Raw genomic sequence first — 19,035 nt, forward strand, 5'->3', positions numbered from 1 at the left:
TGTCGCACCCGTCCTTGTTGATCGTGGCGGCTTTGCCCCATAGAAGCCGCTCCCCACCCATATCGAAGGGCCATCGGCCGTGCAAATTATCCGTCGGTTGGAAGCGCTGCGCGCCATGCTGACCGAATATTCCCTTGCGGGCGAACCCGTTGCGCTGGTCCCAACGATGGGCGCGCTGCACGCCGGGCACATGGCGCTGGTCGATGCCGCCCGCCGCCGGGCGGCGCGGGTGGTCGTGTCGATCTTCGTCAACCCGATGCAGTTCGCGCCGGGCGAGGATCTGGCCCGTTATCCGCGGCGCGAGGCCGCCGATGCGCAGATGCTCAGCGACGCCGGGATCGATATCCTGTGGGCGCCGCCGGTCGAGGAAATCTATCCCGCCGGGTTCGCGACGTCGGTATCGGTGGCGGGTCCGATCAGTTCCGTCCTCGACGGTGCGCATCGCCCCGGCCATTTCGATGGGGTCGCGACGGTGGTCGCCAAGCTGTTCGCGCAGGTCCGGCCACAGGTCGCGATGTTCGGCGAAAAGGATTTCCAGCAACTGGCGGTGGTCCGGCGCATGGCCATCGATCTGGATACCGGCGTCGAAGTGGTCGGCGTGCCGACGCAGCGCGACGACGACGGCCTCGCGCTGTCGTCCCGCAACATCTATCTCGATACCGACGAGCGCGCGCGCGCCGTGGCGCTGCCGCGTGCGCTGGGCGAGGCGGCGCGGGGAATCGCACGTGGCGACGATCCGGCGACGGCGATCGCTACTGCACAAGCGATGCTGACGCGCGCAGGGTTCGCGATCGATTACGTCGCGCTGGTCGATGCGGACAGCTTCGGCGATCCGGTGCGCGGCCGCCCGGCGCGGCTGCTGGCGGCGGCGCGGATCGGCACGACGCGGTTGATCGACAATATCGCGGTGCCCTTCGACTGAACCGGGGCGTACGCCGGATCGACATTACTACGATGGTGCCGCTGCGCCTTGCATGACCGTTACCCCCGACCTGTTGCGGGTCCACCGTGCGGCAATCGTTGGCGGCCGACCGTCTTTCCGCATCGCTTGCGGTCGGGTGGCCCCCGGAACAGGTTCGGGGTGACGATATGAGGCCGGATTTGGCCGAATGTCGATCGGGCTAGGCGACGCGCACGCCGCCGATCCACACGCCCTGCACGCGCAGGTCGCGGTCGAGCTGGACGATGTCCGCGCGCATCCCCGTCGCCAGCGCACCATGGCGCGGCAGGCGCAGGAACGCGGCGGGTGCAGTGGCCGCCATCGTCGCGGCCTGTACCATGTCGACGTCGAGCCACGCGACCGCGTTGCGGAACGCGGTCGCCATGTCGAGGTCGGAGCCGGCCAGCGTGCCGTCCGGGCCGACGCATACCCCGTCGCGCACCACGATGTCCCGGTCGCCCAGCCGAAAGCGCTTGTCGTCCGACCCCACCGTCGGCATCGCGTCGCTGACCAGCATGAAGCGATCGACCGGTTTTGCCCGCAATGCGATGCGCAGCGCGGCGGGATCGACATGCGCGCCATCGACGATGATGCCGCAGAAACTGTCCCGGTGGTCCAGCGCCGCGCCGACCACGCCGGGCGCGCGGTGGACCAGCGGCGACATGGCATTGTACAGATGCGTGAACCCGGTCACGCCGCCCGCCAGCGCGGCCATCGCGGTCGCATAGTCGGCATCGCTGTGCCCGATTGCCACGACGACCCCGGCATCGGCCAGCGCCGCGACATGCTTCGGATCGTTGCATTCGGGGGCCAGCGTGACCAGCGTCGCACCGTGGCGCAAGCCGGACAGCAACGCGACCGCGTCCGCGTCCAGCGCGCGGAACTTGCTGGCGTCATGAATGCCCTTGCGCGCGACGTTCAGGAACGGCCCTTCGACATGAATGCCCAGCACGCCGGGCACGCCCGCCGCGATCGCCGCCTCCACCGCGCGCATCCCGCGATCGACCACGTCCAGATCGTCGCTGATGAGCGTCGGCAGGAACCCGGCGGTGCCGTATCGCGCATGCGCCGCGCCGATCGCAGCGATCGTATCGACTGTGGGCGCATCGTTGAACAGCACGCCGCCGCCGCCATTGACCTGCGTATCCAGAAAGCCCGGCAGCAGCCAGTCGCCGTCGCAATCGATCCCGCCCGATCCGGCATCGATCGCGGCGATGGTGTCGCCATCGACGGACAGCCCGCCCGAATGGATGCCGCCCGGCGTGACGATCCGGGCGTTATGGAATGCGAGCGTCATGAACCTGCGATCTCCTGCGCCAGCAACAGCGCGCCTTCGGTAGCGTCCTGCGCGGGGGAATCCAGCCGGTCGTGCGATGTCGCGTCGAGCCACGGCAGGATCGCCGCCGCCATGCCGCCGACCAGCGCCACGCGCGGCGCGCCGACCGCGACCATATGCGCGATCATTGCATCCACCTGCCGCGCGGTTCGCGCGATCAACGTCGCCGCCACCGGGTCGTCGCGATGCGCGAACGCCAGCGGCGCCAGCGCGCCATAGTCGGCAGGGCGCGCGGTGCCGAGCCACGTCACGATCGCCCCGGCACCATCACCGATCCGGGCGCGGATCGCGGTGATGAAGGGTGTGTCCGGGCCGATCCCGTCGATCGCGTCGAGCGCCGCGCGCACCGCCATCCGGCCCAGCGCCGCACCCGATCCGCGATCGTCGATCTCGAACCCCCATCCGAACAGGGCGCGCGCGTGTCCGCCGGTGACCACCTGTGCCGCGCTGCCGGTGCCGACGATCAGCACGCCGCCGTCACCGCCGCCGAACGCGCCGACACAGGCGATATGCCCGTCCGATACGATCCGTGCCCGGCCGAACCCCGGCCCGGCCGCCAGCATCGCGTTCGCGCCGGCATCATCGACGATCCCCGCCAGCCCCAGCACGATCGCGGCATCGGGCAATGCCGCACGGTCGATCCCCGTCGCGTCGATCGCCGACAGGATATTGGCCCATGCCAACCCGTGGCCCAGCCGGACATTGGCCGGTCCGCCGCGCCCTTCGCCCAGCAGCCTGCCGTCAGGCGCGCGCACCCGCGCACGGCATCCGGTCCCGCCGCCATCGACGCCGATCAGTATCGCGACATTGTCCATCGCACCGGATCGTAGCGCATCGCAGCCCCACGGGTCGAGAACGGTACGCACGACTTCGTCTTGCCACGATCCAAGCAAAGCTGCCCGTCCGGGTGCCGGACCGGATCAGCCGCTGTTGCGCAACGCCGTCGCGATCGCGTTGATCGACAACAGGATGCCTTCGCCGATCCGCGCATCGTCCTCCCCCGCGCGATGGCGCTTGAGCAGTTCGATCTGCAGCAGGTTGAGCGGTTCGATATAGGGCGTGCGCAACCGGATCGACGCTTCGAGCGCGGGGTTTTTTTCGAGCAGTCGCGTCTGGCGGGTGATCGACAGCAACCCGTCATGCGTCTGACGCCATCCATCGCGGATACGACTGAAGATGCCGTCGCCCAGCGTGCGGTCCTCGACCAGTTCGGCATAGCGCGCGGCTACGCCCATGTCGGATTTGGCCAGCACCATTTCCATGTTCGCCAGCGTCGCCCCGAACAGTGGCCACGCGCTGGCCATTTCGCGCAACAGTCCCTTGTCCTCGAACGTGCGGAGCGCGTCGCCCACGCCGTACCAGCCCGGCAGCATGATCCGCGCCTGCGCCCAGCTGAACACCCACGGGATCGCGCGCAGATCCTCGATCGCGTCGGATTTCTTGCGGCTGGCAGGACGCGATCCGATCTTTAGACCAGCGATCTCGGCGATCGGCGTCGCCTGCCGGAAGAACGTCGTGAAGCCGTCGGTGCCGTAGACGAGGTCGCGATAGGCGTGGAACGCCGTGTCGGACAACCGGTCCATCGCCGCCGCGAAGCGCGCCGCATCGGCCTTCGGCAACTGATCGGGTTCGAGGCTGGCGAGCAGCGTCGCCGACGTCATCGCCTCAAGGTTCGTCACCGCACTTTCGCGCGTGCCGTATTTGGCCGCGATGACCTCGCCCTGTTCGGTGATGCGGATGCGGCCCTGCACCGTATCGTGCGGCTGTGCCCGGATCGCGGCGAACGACGACCCGCCACCGCGCCCGACCGCCCCACCGCGCCCGTGGAACAACTGCATGCCCAGCCCCGCCTGTTCGAACACCGGAGCCAGCGCCGTCGACCCCTTCGACAACTGCCATGTCGACGTCAGATAGCCGCCATCCTTGTTCGAGTCCGAATAGCCGATCATGACTTCCTGATGCCCGCGCGACCGTGCGATCGTCGCGACTTCGGGCAGCGCCAGCCATTTGGCCATGATATCGGGCGCGGCTTCCAGATCGGCGACGGTTTCGAACAGCGGGATCGCCATGACATGCGCCTGCGGCGTGTCGCCCGGCACGTACAGCCCGGCTTCCTTGAGCAGCAGGTGCACTTCGAGCAGGTCGGACACCGACTGCGCCATCGATACGATGTAGTGGCGGATACAGTCGCGGCCGTACCGCGCATGCGCATCGGCGGCGGCCTTCAGGATCGCCAGTTCGGACGCGGTCTGGTCCGAATAGGTCGCATACGGGCTGGTCAACGGGCGCAGGCTGTGCAGCTCGCGGGTCAGCAGCGCCACACGCGCATCCTCGTCCAGCGCCGTATAATCCGCCTCGACCCCCGCGGATTTCAGCAGTTCGGCGACGACGCTTTCGTGGATCACGCTGTTTTGCCGCATGTCGAGCGTGGCGAGGTGGAAGCCGAACGTCTCGACCGCGCGGATCAACCGCCCCAGCGCGCCGCCGGTCGACAGCGGGCCGTTGCCTTCCTGCACCAACCCCCGCGCCAATACCGCCAGATCGGCGCGGAATGCCGCCGGATCGGGATAGGGTTCGCCGGTCAGCGGCCCCGGACGCGGTCCGGGCTTGCCGGTCAGCGCCAGATGCGTCGCCGCCAGCCGGGCATAGATGCCGCTGATCGCTCGGCGATACGGCTCGTCCGCACGGCTGGCGGCATTGTCGCCGCTTCGGTCGGCCAGCGCGGCGATCGCTTCGTCGACCGCGACATGTTCGGTCGAGATCGACAGTTCGGCACCCAGATGGTGAAGCTGGTCGAGATAATAGCCCAGCACCGCTTCGGATGCCTTGGCCAGCGCCAGTTTCAATGCGGCGGCATCGACGAACGGATTGCCGTCGCGGTCGCCGCCGATCCAGCTGCCGGGTTTCAGGAACGATGGCGGTCGTTCGCCCAGCACGCGTTCCCACCGCGCATACAGCGCGGGCAGCGTCGGCAGGAACACGTCGCGCAGATAGCTGAGCGCGGTATCGACCTCGTCGGCGACGTACAGCCTTTCGCGGCGCAGCACCCGCGTCTGCCACAACAGCGCGATCTGGCGCAGGATCGCCTCATCCACCCGGTCGCCTTCGGGCGTTTCCTCGGCACCGCCATCCTTGAGCAGCATCAGGTCGGCGATGCGGTTCTTGTGGTCGATCATGCTCTTGCGCCGCACCTCGGTCGGGTGCGCGGTCAGCACCGGGGCGACCAGCGCATGGTCGAGCAGCGCCATCACCGCCTGTCGGTCGATACCCTCCCCGGCCAGCCGGGCGACGGCGGTGGCGACATCGGCCCCCGGCTCCGCCGCAATCCCCTGCCGATCCTCGGCCAGATTGGCGAGCATCGAAAACAGCATGAACCCGCGGACGAACGCGATCGTGTCGTCGAGGCTGAGGCTGTCCAGCCCCAGATCGATCGCATCGGCCCCCGCCACCCCGCGATGCCGATCGACCGAGGTCGAGCGGATATGCTCGATCCGTTTGAACAGCGCCTCTCCACCATAAGTGCGAATGACGTCGCCGAGCAGCCGGCCCAGAAAGCGGATGTCGGGATTGTTCGTGATCGGAGGCAGAGTCGTCATGCGCATGTGCTGCAATGCGGCAGGGACGGGGTCAAGGCACGACCGCCTGTGCTGTCCAAACTTATCCTCCGGTGATAGGAAGATGGCGTGCCCGCGACGGCGCGATAGCAGAGGAAGCGGCGATGACGGACCCGATGCTCGCATGGTGGCGGATGTGGACCGACGGCGCGCAGACCGCCGTGAAATTCTGGGAAACACTGGCCGCGTCGGCGGTGGTGATCGATCGGCGGATGCCGATGATCGATGCCGGCCTGCGCGACCCATGGAACGCCGATCATGGCGAACTGACCGGCATGGTGACCGAAAAAATGCAGGCGTTCACGCAGGCGGGCACCGCGTTCGCGACCGATATGGCCAGGATGCAGGGTCTGTGGATGCAGGTGATGCAGGATGCAATGACGCTTGGCACCGCGCGTCGGCTTCCTTCCGCCGCCCGGATCGCGGCGAGCGGCGGGCGGGCGGTCCGGCTGACCGAAGGAACGCTGGCTGCCGGCGGACGCGCGCTGAAGCCGATCCATGCGAAGGCGATCGCGAACGCGAAGCGGCTGGGGAAGCGCTGAGAACGGTTGCCGGCGGGCACCGTACCACGGTTCGCAGGCCAGCGACGCGAAAGTCGATCGGATGCCGGTCCGGCACCCGCGCGGACATTCCCGAGGACCGTGCGGGTCGGCGAACCGTGCGGGCGGAGGGTGCGCCGACGACTGCCCGGGGGCCACCGCTGGCGATCGACGCCTGACGCCGACGCCACGATATGCGCTCCCCCGCGACGCCCTCCCCGATCCGAAAGCCGATGCCCGATGCCGTTGTCCCGCCGCCTTGCTGCCCTGTCGATCGTATTTCTGGCCTGCGCCGCGCAGACCGCACCGGTCGTCGACCCCGCGCCGACGATCGGCATGCCGCCGTCGTCGTTGACGCTCGACCCCTTTTATCAGCGGCATGTCGATGCCGCCGGCATTCCGATCGTGTCGTCGACGCGCGTGCCCGATGCGGCGCTGCTCGCCGCGCGCGGCATCGCGGTGGCGATGCTGCGCGAACGACCCGACCTGCGCGACACGCTGGTCGAACAGAAGATCCGCGTCGCGATCATGGCGGTCGACGAAGGAACCGTCGACCTGCCCGAACAGCGCGACTGGAAAAAGCCGACGATCGACGACCCCCGCCTGACGTACTGCGAGCGCAAACAATATGCCGTCCGTATCGGCAGCCTGACCGATCGCGATTACTGGAACAACCGCGCGCGCGGCATGGGCGGGCTGTTGACCAGCGCCGCGACCGAGAACCTGCTCGGAACGCCGGGAACACGCTATTATGGCGAGAACATCTTCGTGCACGAATTCTCGCACGCCATCCTGAACGCGATCCGCGTGCGTGATCCCGCGCTGTTCGCGCGGGTCGAGCACGCTTATGCTACCGCGATGTCGCGCGGCATGTGGAAGGGCGAATATGCGTCGGTGAGCATCGACGAATATTGGGCGGAAGGCACGCAGACGTGGTTCAATTCCAACAAGCTGGCGGTGGTCGATGGCCGGCGCATCCTATCCGATGCGGATCTGGCCGCCTATGACGGCGCGCTCCATGGCGTGCTGTCCGAAGTCTATGGCACGCAGCACCGGCTGCCCGGCGACGTCTATTACGATCACCCCGCACGGTCGCCCGATGGCCCGATGCCGGCGTCGACGGCCGAAGTCTGCTGATGGCGGGCGGGGTATGGCGACATGCCGGTGGCAAACACCATGACACCTGCTATCCCTCTGTCATGACACGTCCCGCAATATTGATGCCTGCACCGATGCCCGCCAGCGTGATTGCCGCGCTGGCGGCACGGTTCGACCTGCACCGCCTGTGGGAGCAGCCCGACGCTGACGCCTTTCTGCGGACGGTCGGCCCGCATATTCGCGGTCTGGCCGCCAACACGCTGGCCGGACGCATCGACGGCAGCCTGTTCGACCGGCTGCCCGCGCTGGAGATCGTCGCCAATTTCGGTGTCGGCTACGACAATGTCGACGCGGCGGACGCTGCCGCGCGGGGGATCGTCGTCACCAACACGCCCGGCGTGCTGGACGAAGAGGTCGCCGATCTCGCTGTGGGGCTGCTGCTCGCCACGGTGCGGCAGATTCCGCAGGCCGACCGGCACCTGCGCGAGGGTCGCTGGCCTGCCGGCCCCTTCCCGCTGTCGCCCACGCTGCGCGGTCGCCGGATCGGGATCGTCGGCCTGGGCGCGATCGGCAAGGCCGTGGCGCGACGGCTGGAGGGGTTCGACGTGCCGATCGCCTATCACGGCCGCTCGCGCCAGCCCGACGTCCGCTACGACTATCATGAGAACGTGGTCGCGTTGGCGGCGGCGTGCGACGTGTTGATCGCGGTCGTGCCGGGCGGCGCGGCGACACGCCACATGATCGATGCGGACGTGCTTGCCGCGTTGGGACCGGACGGCATCCTCATCAACGTCGCGCGCGGCAGCGTGGTGGACGAAACCGCGTTGATCGCCGCGTTGCAGGCGGGAACGATCCTCGGTGCCGGTCTGGACGTGTTCGAACACGAACCGGACGTACCCGCAGCGTTGCTGCCGCTGCCCAATGTCGTGCTGTTGCCGCATATCGGATCGGCATCGCAGCGGACGCGGGAAGCGATGGGGCAACTGGTCGTCGACAATCTGGCCGCGTGGTTCAACGACGGCCGTGCAATCACGCCCGTCCCGGAAAGCGCGAACATCCCGGCACGATCAACGGGTTGACGCCCTGCCCGACCCGCAGGCAGACCATCGTGCAAACGCTGGCGGAACAGGGATCGGCGACATGAAGAGGATTTCGTTCACGGCGCTGCTGCTGGCGGGAGCGTGCACCGCGCCCTCCCCGCCGACGGTTCCGTCCGGTACGGCCGTTCCGGCAACGGCGACGGCGGTGGCGCCCGCCTCGCTCGGCGCGAACAACTACCGCGTCGATGTGCCGATGGCCGCGCCTGCGCGAACGCCCGGCTTTGCCGACGAATTTGACGGCCCGGCGATCGATACCGCCGCATGGCGGTTCGACACCGCGCGCAACAAACAGGGCTGGGCCAACAACGAACTGCAATATTACGCCGCCGACCGGGCCGACAACGCCCGGATCGTCGATGGCATATTGACGATCGAGGCGCGGCACGAAGCATTGAAGGACCGGGCCGACTGGGGCGGACAGGGCTATTCGTCGGCCAAACTCGTCACGCGCCGTTCGCTAGGCTACGGTTTCTACGAAATCCGCGCGCAATTGCCGTGCGGTCGCGGCATCTGGCCCGCGATCTGGATGCTGCCGCAGGGCGGGACGTGGCCCGATCAGGGCGAGATCGACATCATGGAAATGGTCGGATGGAACCCGGGGGTGGTGCTGGGCACGCTTCATACCGGCGCGTTCAATCACGCCCGGGGAACGCAGCGCGGCGCGGAGATCGGCGTCCCCGAAGCATGCCGCCGCATGCACCGCTATCAACTCGACTGGCAGCCCGACGTCATCACGGTGGGCGTCGACGGGCGAGGTTTCATGCAGGTGCGGAACGATCAACCGGGCGGAGCGGCGGCATGGCCGTTCACGCGGCCGTTCGACCTGATCCTGAACGTCGCGGTCGGCGGCGACTGGGGCGGACAGCGCGGCATCGACGACACGGCGTTCCCGCAGGCGATGACCGTCGATTACGTGCGCCACTGGCCGAAGTAACCGACCGGGCAGTTGCGTTTCATCGCCGGCGGGCGACGGCTCGTCTACCCCGACGGCCCATATGCGTTCCCGTGTCGGAAGCCGCATCGCTGCCCGCACCTGGCCGGCCGGTTGCGCCGACGACATTGCGCGCCGGCATCGGCAACATTCCCAGAGAATCCATTGCGGGCGCATCGCGCCTGCCATCCGCTGTGGCCGCGCTACATCATGGAATGATAATGTTCACATTTACATTTCCCGCTGCTTGACAGCGCCCGGAGCGACCGTCAGGTGAACGTTATCAAAAATGCGCCGCGATAGAATGGCGCGTATAACGGGAGGATCTGAATGCGCGGATATACCGGTCGCACCGTCTCGCGCCTCGTACTCGGGGCATCGACCATCGCACTGGCCAGCGTGCCCGGCATCGTACAGGCACAGGATGCCGCAGCGACGCTGGGCGCACCCGGCCCGGCCGAAACGCAGGACACTGCGCCCGAGGAAGACGGCGGCGACATCGTGGTCACCGGTATCCGCGCCAGCCTGCGCGACGCGCTGAACACCAAACGCAACGCACAAGGTGTCGTCGACGCCATTTCGGCCGAGGATATCGGCAAGTTCCCCGACACGAACCTCGCCGAATCGCTGCAGCGGATCACCGGCGTGTCGATCGACCGGCAGAACGGCGAAGGCTCGACCGTCACGGTGCGCGGCTTCGGCCCCGAATATAATCTCGTCGTCCTGAACGGACGGCAGTTGCCGACCTCGTCGCTGGGTGACGGCGCCAGCCCGCCCGCGTCGCGTTCGTTCGATTTCGCCAACCTCGCGTCCGAAGGGATCGCCGGGGTCGAGGTGTACAAGACCGGCCGCGCCGCCGTGCCGTCGGGCGGCATCGGGTCGACGATCAATATCAAGACGCCGCGTCCACTCGACCGGCCCGGCCTGCGCGGATCCCTCGCCGCGCGCGGCGTGCTCGATTCGTCGCAGAACGGCAAGGACCAGATCACGCCGGAAGTGTCGGGCGTGTTCAGCGCGACCTTCGGCGACGACGACCAGTTCGGCTTCCTCGTTTCCGGCGTGTACCAGAAGCGCAACGCCAGCGTGAACACCGGTTCGGTCGGGTTCGGCAACGCGTTCCTCGGCACCGAGAACGACTGGGGCACGCTGGGACCGGAGGGTCCGAACGTCGTCAACCGCCCCGGCCCGACCGACGTGTACGAAGTCCCGCAAAGCGCGGCATACAACCTGACCGATATCGAGCGCGAGCGAATCAACGGACAGGTCGTGTTGCAGTATCGCCCGATCGATTCGCTGACCGCGACGGTCGATTTCACCTATTCGCGCAACAAGGTGGAAGCACGCGACAGCAGCGTCGGCATCTGGTTCAACTTCGGCGACACGTCGACCGAATGGACCGACGGTCCCGCGGCCGGCCCGGTTTTCTACACGGAGCGTTTCGGCCCCGGCAAGGATCTGTCGTACAGCGGATCGCTGACCGCCAATGTCAGCGAGAACAAGTCGTTGGGCGGCAACCTGACCTGGGACGCGCCGGGCGGCGTCCGGGTATCGCTCGACGCGCATCATTCGACCGCAGAATCGCGGCCATCGAACCGCTTCGGGACCAGCACGTCGGTCGGATCGGCGATCTTCGGCGTGGCGTCGCAAACGGTGAATTTCACCCGCGACCTGCCGATCCTGTCCTATGTCATGCAGCCGGGCGTCGACGCGCTGAACCCCGCGCTGATCAACGCGACCGGCAACTCGTTCCGCAACGCGTATTTCCGCGACGAAATCAACCAGGTGCAGCTGACCGGTCGCTACGATCATGACGGCAGCTTCCTCGATTCGATCGACGTCGGCTTCTCGTACGTCCACAACAAGGTGCGGTCGGCCTACGGCTTCCTTCAGAACGATACGTGGGGCGGCCTCGGCACGCCGGGCGACCTGCCCGACGACCTGTTCGAAATGGTATCGCTGCCCGACAAGTTCGAAGGGGTGAAGGGCGCGCAGGACGGCATCATCCCGTCCTATTACCGCTTCAATTTCGAACGGATGGTCGACATTCTCGACCAGCGTTTCGGCATTTGCGGCGGCGACGGCAATTGCCTGGCATCGTTCGACACCGATCGGCGCATCACCGAACAGACGATTTCACCGTTCATCCAGGTCAACAACAGTTTCGACCTACTGGGCCGCCGGTCGCACCTGATCGCGGGCGTCCGGTACGACCAGACCACCGTCACCTCCGCATCGCTGACGCCGATCCCCGTCGGCGCGGCATGGGTCGCGACCGGCGAGTTCAACATCATCTATTCGGCTGAAAGCGATTTCCTGCCGAACAAGGGAAGTTACGACAACTGGTTGCCCGCGATCGATTTCGACATCGAAGTGATCGACAATGTGAAGCTGCGCGCATCGTACAGCCACACGATCACCCGCGCGGACTATAACAGCCTTCAGGGCGGGCTGACGCTCAACCGTCAGTTCGGTATCGCGGGCGGCGGCGGGTTGCAGGGCAATCCGAACCTGATCCCGTTCCTGTCGAAGAATATCGATCTGTCGGCGGAATGGTATTACAGCCCGACCAGCTATGTCTCCGCCGGTTATTTCCGCAAGAAGGTCGGCAACTTCATCAATTCGCAGGAGGTCGAACGCTCCGCCTTCGATCTGCGCAATCCGGCCGATGGTCCGCGTTTCCGCGCGGCGCAGGCGGCGCTGGGCGGGACGATCGATACCGCGCGCATCCGCGATTACATCCTGCGCAACTTCACCAATGGCGTCGAGGTGGCGCGCAATGCGCAGGGTCAGCCGATCCTCGACACCAACGGCTATTACACCGGGCGCGTCATCGGCCTGCCGGAAGACGGGCTGGTCGACTTCCGCGTCGGCACGCCGTTCAATTCGGACCAGACCGCGACGATCGACGGCTTCGAATTCGCGATCCAGCACAGCTTCTGGAACACCGGGTTCGGCGCGACCCTGAATTACACGATCGTCCGGGGCGACGCGACGTTCGACAATGCGCTCGATCCCAATGTCGGCCAGTTCGCGCTGGCGGGGCTGAGCGACAGTGCGAACGCCGTGCTGTTCTATGACAAGTTCGGGTTGCAGGGGCGCGTCGCGTACAACTGGCGCGACGAATTCTATGCCGGCGGCAATCCAAACCCGCTCTACGTCGAAGCCTATGGCCAGGTCGACGCCAGCATCAGCTACGAATTCCGCAAGGGGCTGAGCGTGTTCGGCGAAGGCATCAACCTGACCGGCGAAGGGCGGCGCGGACACCGGCGGAACGATAATTTCGTGACCTTCTCGCAACCCGGGTTCGCGCGCTACATGGGCGGGGTCCGGTTCAGCTTCTGAACCGGCGAAACGGGGAAACGGACCGGCGGTGGCGGAACGGACGGAACGGATCGTGGTGGTCGGCGGCGGGACCGCCGGGTGGCTGGCGGCGTGCCGGATCGCCGCCGCCGCGCCGTCGCTGTCGGTCACGCTGATCGAATCGCCCGACGTGCCCGTCATCGGCGTCGGTGAGGGGACATGGCCGACGATGCGCGCCACGCTGTCACGCATCGGCATCGGCGAGGCCGAGTTCCTGACCGCGTGCGACGCCAGCTTCAAACAGGGGTCGCGCTTCGACGGATGGCGGACCGGCGCACCTGCCGACCGGTATTACCATCCCTTCACCGCCCCGGCGGACGTCGCGCCGACGGATCTGGCGCGGTTGTGGAACCCGCGACAGGGGGCGTTTGCCGAGCGGGTGGGTGTGCAGCCGCACGTCTGCGCCGACGACCTTGCACCGCGTCAGCCGGCGATGGGCGACTATGCCGGCGTGCTCAACTACGCCTACCACCTCGACGCGACGAAGCTGGCCGCGCTGCTGCGCCGGACCGCGACCGACCGGCTGGGCGTCGTCCACCTTTGCGACCATGTGACCGGCGTGGAGGCGGCAGACAATGGCGACATCGCGGCGGTCGTCACCCGCGCATCGGGCCGGATCGCGGGCGACCTGTTCCTCGATTGCACCGGCCATGCCGCGCTGCTGATCGGCGGCCATTACGACGTGGCCGTCATCGACCGCACCGACATCCTGTTCAACGACCGCGCGCTGGCGGTGCAGGTGCCGGTCGCACCAGACAGCCCGATCGCGTCGCAGACCAACGCCACCGCGCACGATGCCGGATGGATCTGGGACATCGGCCTGCCGCATCGCCGTGGCATCGGCTGCGTCTATGCCAGCGCGTTCGCGAGCGAGGATGAGGCGGCGGCGACGCTGACCGGCTATCTGCGCCGCACCGCGCCGGACGTCGACGCGGCATCGCTCCGGTTTCGCCCGCTGCGCTTTCGATCCGCGCATCGCGAGCGGTTCTGGCAGGGCAACTGCCTCGCGATCGGTCTGTCGGCCGGATTCCTCGAACCGCTGGAGGCATCGGCGATCGTGCTGATCGAGATGTCGATCGATGCGCTGCTCGACGGGTTCCCTGCGGATCGCGGCGCGATGGACCTGCACGCCCGGCGGTTCAATACGCTGTTCCGGTATCGATGGGACCGGATCGTCGATTTCCTGAAGCTTCATTATGTCCCGAGCCGGCGCGACCAGCCCTATTGGCGGGCGCATCGCGCTCCGGCATCGATTCCCGACCGGTTGCGCGAGTTGCTGGCGTTGTGGCGGAAGCAGGCGCCCTCCCCCGCAGACCTGAACCATGCGCACGAGATTTTCCCTGCCGCCAGCTACCAATATGTTCTGTACGGCATGGGGGTCGCGCCGCCCCCGCCGGGAGTGGTACGCAGCGGCAGGCAGGACGCCGGCCTTGCCGCGCTGCATCAGGTGGCGCAGCGCGCGCGGGTGCTGACGGCGAGCCTGCCGACCAACCGTGCCTGTCTGAACGCCATGCGCGTTCCCGATCCCGTTGTGCAAAAGGCCCTTCATGTCTGACCATGTGCTGCTGAACGTCGAGGCGCATCGCGACCTGCGCATCCGGCGCGAACGCTCCGTCGCGATGGGCGACGGCGTGATGACCGCGCTGATCGTCCCCGACGAGTTCCGCCGGGTGCAGGGCGACTATCCGATCCTGTTCCGTCAGAACCGCGAACGCGACGGCTTCGTCGCGCTGGCGCTGTTCGGGTTCGACGCGGGCGAGAACCTGTTCCTTGCCGACGATCGCTGGGACGCGACCTGTCTGCCACTGTCGATCGATATCCAGCCGTTCCTGATGAGCGGCGCGGCCGATGCCAACACCGCGCGCAAGGCGGTGGTCGACATGGCCAGCCCGCGCATCGCCGGCGACGACGGCGTGCGCGTGTTCGATCGCGACGGTCGCCCGACCCCCTATCTGGAAACGATCCTCGAACGGCTGGGCGCGCTCGACACCGGCTATCGCGCGGCGGCGGGCTTCTTCGCCGCGCTGGAGCGATACGCGCTGATCGAACCGTTCACGCTGGAAGTCACGCTGGACGACGGATCGACCAACCGTCTGGTCGGATTCCATACGATCGCCGAGGATCGGTTGCGCGAACTGGACGCCGCGACGCTGGGAATGTTGCACCGTGACGGACACCTGCTGCCGATCTTCATGGCGGTCGCGTCGCTGGCCAACCTGCCTGCGCTGATCGCGCGCAAGAACCGGCTGCGTCGTGGCTGACGCCGATCCCGGCATCTTCGGGACGATGGCACGGGTGCCGGAAGTGCGCGTCACCGACGCCGCCGATCTCGACCGTCATCTGAGCGAAGCCGACGGGCCGTTCGTTGTCCGGGGCCTGATCGCCGACTGGCCGCTGGTACAGGCGGGCCGGCGCGGTGCGAAGGACGCGCGCGCGTATCTGGCGGGGGTCGCGCACGACGTGCCGTTCGCCGTTTCCGTCGGCAATCCCGGCACCGGCGGGCGGCTGTTCTACGACGATGCGATGCGGATGAACTTTGCGATGGCGCGCGCGAAGCTGCCCGAAATCTTCGCACAGATCGATCGCGAGGAAGACACGGACGATCCGCGTCCGATCTATCTGGCATCGATCGACGTGCGCGGCTTTTTTGACGGATTGCACGAAGCGAACAACGTCGATCTGACCGGTCGCGACGCGCTGGCCAGCATCTGGATTGGCACGCGCACCCGCATCGCCGCACATAACGACCAGCCCGACAATCTGGCGTGCGTCGCGGCGGGGCGACGGCGCTTCACGCTGTTTCCGCCCGACCAGTTCCGCAACCTGTATCTGGGACCGGTCGACAACACCCCGGCGGGGCGCGCGGTGTCGATGGTGGATTTCCATGCGCCCGACCTTGCGCGCCATCCCCGCTTCGCCGACGCGCTGGACCATGGGCTGGTCGCCGAACTGGACGCGGGGGACGCGATCCACATTCCCGCGCTGTGGTGGCACCATGTCGAGGGGCTGGCGGCGTTCAACGTGCTGGTGAATTACTGGTGGCGCACGACGCCGCGCTGGCTGGGCCAGCCGCAGGACGCGCTGAACCACGCGATCCTTGCCGTGCGCGACCTGCCCGCCGATCAGAAACGATACTGGCGGCAATTGTTCGATCATTACGTGTTCGACGAAGGCGACGCGGTGACCGCGCATCTGGCGGAGGGTGGACGCGGCGTGCTCGACCCGCTGACGCCCGACACCGCCGACCGCCTGCGCGGCTATCTGTTGCGGCAGTTGAGCCGATGACCCCGACATCCCCGTACCGCGTGGTCGTGGCCGGCGGCGGCACCGCAGGCTGGATGGCGGCGGCGGCGATCGCGCGGACCATGGGCCGCACCGTCGACGTGGTACTGGTCGAATCCGAAGCGATCGGCACGGTCGGCGTCGGCGAATCGACCATTCCGCCGCTGGCGACGTACAACCGGCTGCTCGGCATCGACGAGGCCGAGTTCATGCGCGCGACCTCCGCCACGTTCAAGCTCGGCATCCTGTTCGACGGATGGCGCGATGTCGGTTCGCGCTATTTCCATTCGTTCGGCACGACGGGCAAGGATCACTGGTCGGCGGGGTTCCAGCATTTCTGGCTGCACGGGCGTACGCGCGGACACGCCCAGCCGTACGACGCCTATTGCACCGAACTGGTCGCGGCGATGCAGGAGCGGTTCGCGCACCTGCCGAACGACGGCACCAATTACGCCTATCAGCTCGATTCCACCCGCTATGCCCGGTTCCTGCGGACGATGGCGGAAAAGGACGGCGTCATCCGCGTCGAAGGGCGGATCGCGCAGGTCGAGATGGACGGCGAACGCGGCGATATCGCGGCGCTGGTGCTCGACGGCGGCAACCGGGTCGAAGGCGACCTGTTCCTCGACTGTACCGGGTTCCGCGCGCTGCTGATCGAAGGGGCGCTGCACGCCGGGTATGACGACTGGACCCACTGGCTGCCGTGCGACGCGGCGATCGCGGTCCAGACCGAAAGCGTCGCGCCGCCCGTCCCCTATACCCGCGCGATGGCGCATGATGCCGGATGGCAATGGCGCATCCCGTTGCAGCACCGCGTCGGCAACGGCATCGTGTATTGCAGCCGGTATCTGACACAGGACGCCGCGCTCGAACGGTTGCTCGGCAATGTCGAGGGGCGGGTACTGACCGAACCCAACCGGTTGCGCTTCACCACCGGGGCACGGCGGCGGCAATGGCATCGCAACTGCGTGGCGATCGGCCTGTCGGGCGGGTTCATGGAACCGCTGGAATCGACCAGCATCCACCTGATCCAGCGCGCGATCCTGCGATTGTTGCGGCTGTTCCCGCAAGGACGCATCAGCCCGGCGGACGTCGCGGAGTTCAACGACCAGCAGCATCAGGACATGGAGCAGATCCGCGATTTCCTGATCCTGCATTACAAGGTCACCGACCGGCGCGATGCGCCATTCTGGCGACAATGCGCCGCGATGGACGTGCCCGACACGCTGGCGCAGAAGATCGCACTGTTCCGCGAAACCGGGCGGGTGTTTCGCCGCAACGACGAACTGTTCGGCGAGAACAGCTGGGTACAGGTGATGATGGGCCAGGGAATCCTGCCCGAACGTCATCACCCGATCGCCGAAAAGCTGGGCGACGACGAACTGGACCGGCTGTTGTCGATGCTGCGCCGGAACGTGGCCGACGCCGCCGCGACGATGCCGCCGCACGCCGAATATGTCGCGCGCTATTGCCCGGCGGAAGACCGGCCCGCCGCCGCGATCGAGACCGGTTGAATGGCGCGTCGCCGTCCGGGGGTCACCATCAAGCATGTCGCGGCCGATGCCGGGGTCTCGCTGCAAACGGTCAGCCGCGTCATCAACAAGGAACCGTCGGTCCGTCCGCAGACGATCGAGCGGGTACAGGCGTCGATCGACAAGCTGGGCTATGTCCCGTCGATCGCCGCGCAGCGGATGGGCGGATCGCGTTCGCGCCTCATCATGGCGCTGAACGACCGCGATCGCACGATATCGGGCTGGCAATCACACGAAGGAACCGACTGGGTCGACCAGATGCTGCTGGGCGGCATGCTGACCTGCGCCGAACATGGCTATCGCCTCATCATCGAACTGGTCGACACGCATGGCGACCATATCCGCCGCGAACTGCCCGCCGCGCTGGCCGCGTTGCAGCCCGACGGCGTGATCCTGACCCCGCCGCATTCGCAGGACCCGGTGATCCTCGACCTGCTGGCCAAACAGGGCATCGGTATCGCGCGGATCGGATCGCTGACGCCCGGCCCCGGTTTCTCGCTGACGATGGACGACGAAAACGCGGCGCGGCTGGCGACCGAACATCTGCTGACGCGCGGGCACCGGCGGATCGGCTTCATCGCAGGGTCCGACGAATATGAACTGAGCGCGTGGCGCGTGACCGGCTGGCGGGGGGCGATGGCGACCGCGGGCGCGCGCGCCGACCTGCTGGCGCAGGGCGATTTCAGCTATGCGTCGGGGCGCCGCGCGGCGGAAACGCTGTTGGCGATGGACGATCCGCCCACCGCGATCATCGGCGGCAACGACCAGATGACGATCGCGACGCTGGACCTTGCGCGCGAACGTGGCCTGTCGGTGCCCGACGACCTGTCGCTCATCAGTTTCGACGACACGCCGATCATCCGCTTCGCCCACCCGTCGCTGACCGCCGTGGTCCAGCCGGTCGCGGCGGTGACGGCGCGCGCGGTGGAACTCATCATCGCCGATCAGGGCGAACCCACGGTGCAGCGCGATCCGGTGTCGATTCCCGCCACGCTGGCGCTGCGTGATTCGGTGACATCGGTGCGTTAGCGTCCGGGACGGTCGGTTGGATCGTCCGGCGTCTCGTGGATGTCGGGAACGCTGTAGCGGGACGGTTCGTCGTCGAACGTGCCGCGCGCGAACACCGCCGTGTCGCCGTCGACGACCTCCATCCGCGCCCATCGGTCCCAGCCGATATGGATGAAGTCGGGCGGACCGAAGACGCGCAGCGCCCGGACATATTCGTCGCCGCGAAAGCCGACGAAATGCAGTGCGGGTCGCCGATGCGGATCGTCGGGGTCCATGGCGACCGGTCGCACGGTCG

Annotated in this window: 15 protein-coding genes; 11 read left to right on the forward strand and 4 right to left on the reverse strand. The window is 67.4% G+C overall.

From position 1 onward, the window contains the following. Nucleotides 1-79: 79 nt before the first annotated feature. Complete coding sequence (gene panC, locus IFT55_RS08350) at nt 80-922, forward strand: pantoate--beta-alanine ligase (protein WP_192091007.1); 843 nt, start codon at nt 80-82, stop codon at nt 920-922. A gap of 199 nt (nt 923-1,121) precedes the next feature. Here the strand turns inward: panC and nagA are convergent, their stop codons facing one another. From nagA to ppc, 3 genes are read right to left on the reverse strand one after another with little or no spacing between them, the layout of a single operon-like run. Continuing rightward, nucleotides 1,122-2,237: an N-acetylglucosamine-6-phosphate deacetylase gene (gene nagA, locus IFT55_RS08355; RefSeq protein ID WP_192091009.1), complete on the reverse strand. Its 1,116-nt coding sequence runs from the start codon at nt 2,235-2,237 to the stop codon at nt 1,122-1,124. Further along, entirely contained in the window at nt 2,234-3,142 is a 909-nt protein-coding gene (locus tag IFT55_RS08360) for a BadF/BadG/BcrA/BcrD ATPase family protein (protein WP_197976379.1), read from the reverse strand. Before IFT55_RS08360 ends, nagA begins: the two co-directional genes overlap by 4 nt. Before the next feature lie 54 nt (nt 3,143-3,196). Then, the gene (gene ppc / locus IFT55_RS08365; protein ID WP_192091011.1) at nt 3,197-5,872 is read right to left on the reverse strand and encodes a phosphoenolpyruvate carboxylase; all 2,676 of its coding nucleotides are present in this window, start codon (nt 5,870-5,872) and stop codon (nt 3,197-3,199) included. Nucleotides 5,873-5,994: 122 nt separating this feature from the next. Here ppc and IFT55_RS08370 point away from each other — a divergent pair, with 122 nt between their 5' ends. The 10 genes from IFT55_RS08370 to IFT55_RS08415 all read left to right on the forward strand — a co-directional run bounded on the left by IFT55_RS08370 (nt 5,995) and on the right by IFT55_RS08415 (nt 18,761). After that, entirely contained in the window at nt 5,995-6,432 is a 438-nt protein-coding gene (locus tag IFT55_RS08370; protein WP_192091013.1) for a hypothetical protein, read from the forward strand. A 237-nt stretch (nt 6,433-6,669) separates the two neighbouring features. Further along, nucleotides 6,670-7,566 carry a glycoside hydrolase gene (locus IFT55_RS08375; protein WP_249403706.1) on the forward strand — a complete coding sequence of 299 codons (897 nt, stop codon included), beginning with the start codon at nt 6,670-6,672 and terminating at the stop codon, nt 7,564-7,566. 83 nt (nt 7,567-7,649) lie between these two features. Further along, complete coding sequence (locus IFT55_RS08380; RefSeq protein WP_249403707.1) at nt 7,650-8,606, forward strand: 2-hydroxyacid dehydrogenase; 957 nt, start codon at nt 7,650-7,652, stop codon at nt 8,604-8,606. Between the two features lie 61 nt (nt 8,607-8,667). Beyond that, the gene (locus tag IFT55_RS08385; RefSeq protein WP_192091017.1) at nt 8,668-9,561 is read left to right on the forward strand and encodes a glycoside hydrolase family 16 protein; all 894 of its coding nucleotides are present in this window, start codon (nt 8,668-8,670) and stop codon (nt 9,559-9,561) included. Between the two features lie 327 nt (nt 9,562-9,888). Next, complete coding sequence (locus IFT55_RS08390; RefSeq protein ID WP_192091019.1) at nt 9,889-12,900, forward strand: TonB-dependent receptor; 3,012 nt, start codon at nt 9,889-9,891, stop codon at nt 12,898-12,900. Between the two features lie 28 nt (nt 12,901-12,928). Continuing rightward, nucleotides 12,929-14,473 carry a tryptophan halogenase family protein gene (locus IFT55_RS08395; protein WP_342029264.1) on the forward strand — a complete coding sequence of 515 codons (1,545 nt, stop codon included), beginning with the start codon at nt 12,929-12,931 and terminating at the stop codon, nt 14,471-14,473. Beyond that, on the forward strand, nt 14,466-15,179 hold the full coding sequence (locus tag IFT55_RS08400; protein ID WP_192091021.1) for a SapC family protein: 714 nt from the start codon (nt 14,466-14,468) through the stop codon (nt 15,177-15,179). The genes IFT55_RS08395 and IFT55_RS08400 overlap by 8 nt, the downstream gene beginning before the upstream one ends. Then, nucleotides 15,172-16,203, forward strand: coding sequence for a cupin-like domain-containing protein (locus IFT55_RS08405; protein ID WP_192091023.1), 1,032 nt, complete (start codon nt 15,172-15,174; stop codon nt 16,201-16,203). Before IFT55_RS08400 ends, IFT55_RS08405 begins: the two co-directional genes overlap by 8 nt. Continuing rightward, nucleotides 16,200-17,714: a tryptophan halogenase family protein gene (locus IFT55_RS08410; protein ID WP_192091025.1), complete on the forward strand. Its 1,515-nt coding sequence runs from the start codon at nt 16,200-16,202 to the stop codon at nt 17,712-17,714. Before IFT55_RS08405 ends, IFT55_RS08410 begins: the two co-directional genes overlap by 4 nt. Then, on the forward strand, nt 17,715-18,761 hold the full coding sequence (locus IFT55_RS08415; RefSeq protein ID WP_192091027.1) for a LacI family DNA-binding transcriptional regulator: 1,047 nt from the start codon (nt 17,715-17,717) through the stop codon (nt 18,759-18,761). On the opposite strand, the gene IFT55_RS08420 is transcribed toward IFT55_RS08415, so the two are convergent. Then, a complete protein-coding gene (locus IFT55_RS08420; protein ID WP_249403708.1) occupies nt 18,758-19,030 on the reverse strand; it encodes a hypothetical protein in 273 nt (90 codons plus the stop codon). The genes IFT55_RS08415 and IFT55_RS08420 overlap by 4 nt on opposite strands. Between the last annotated feature and the right edge of the window lie 5 nt (nt 19,031-19,035).

Origin of the sequence: Sphingomonas sp. CFBP 13720 (assembly GCF_014842075.1) — a bacterium.
Taxonomy (GTDB): domain Bacteria; phylum Pseudomonadota; class Alphaproteobacteria; order Sphingomonadales; family Sphingomonadaceae; genus Sphingomonas.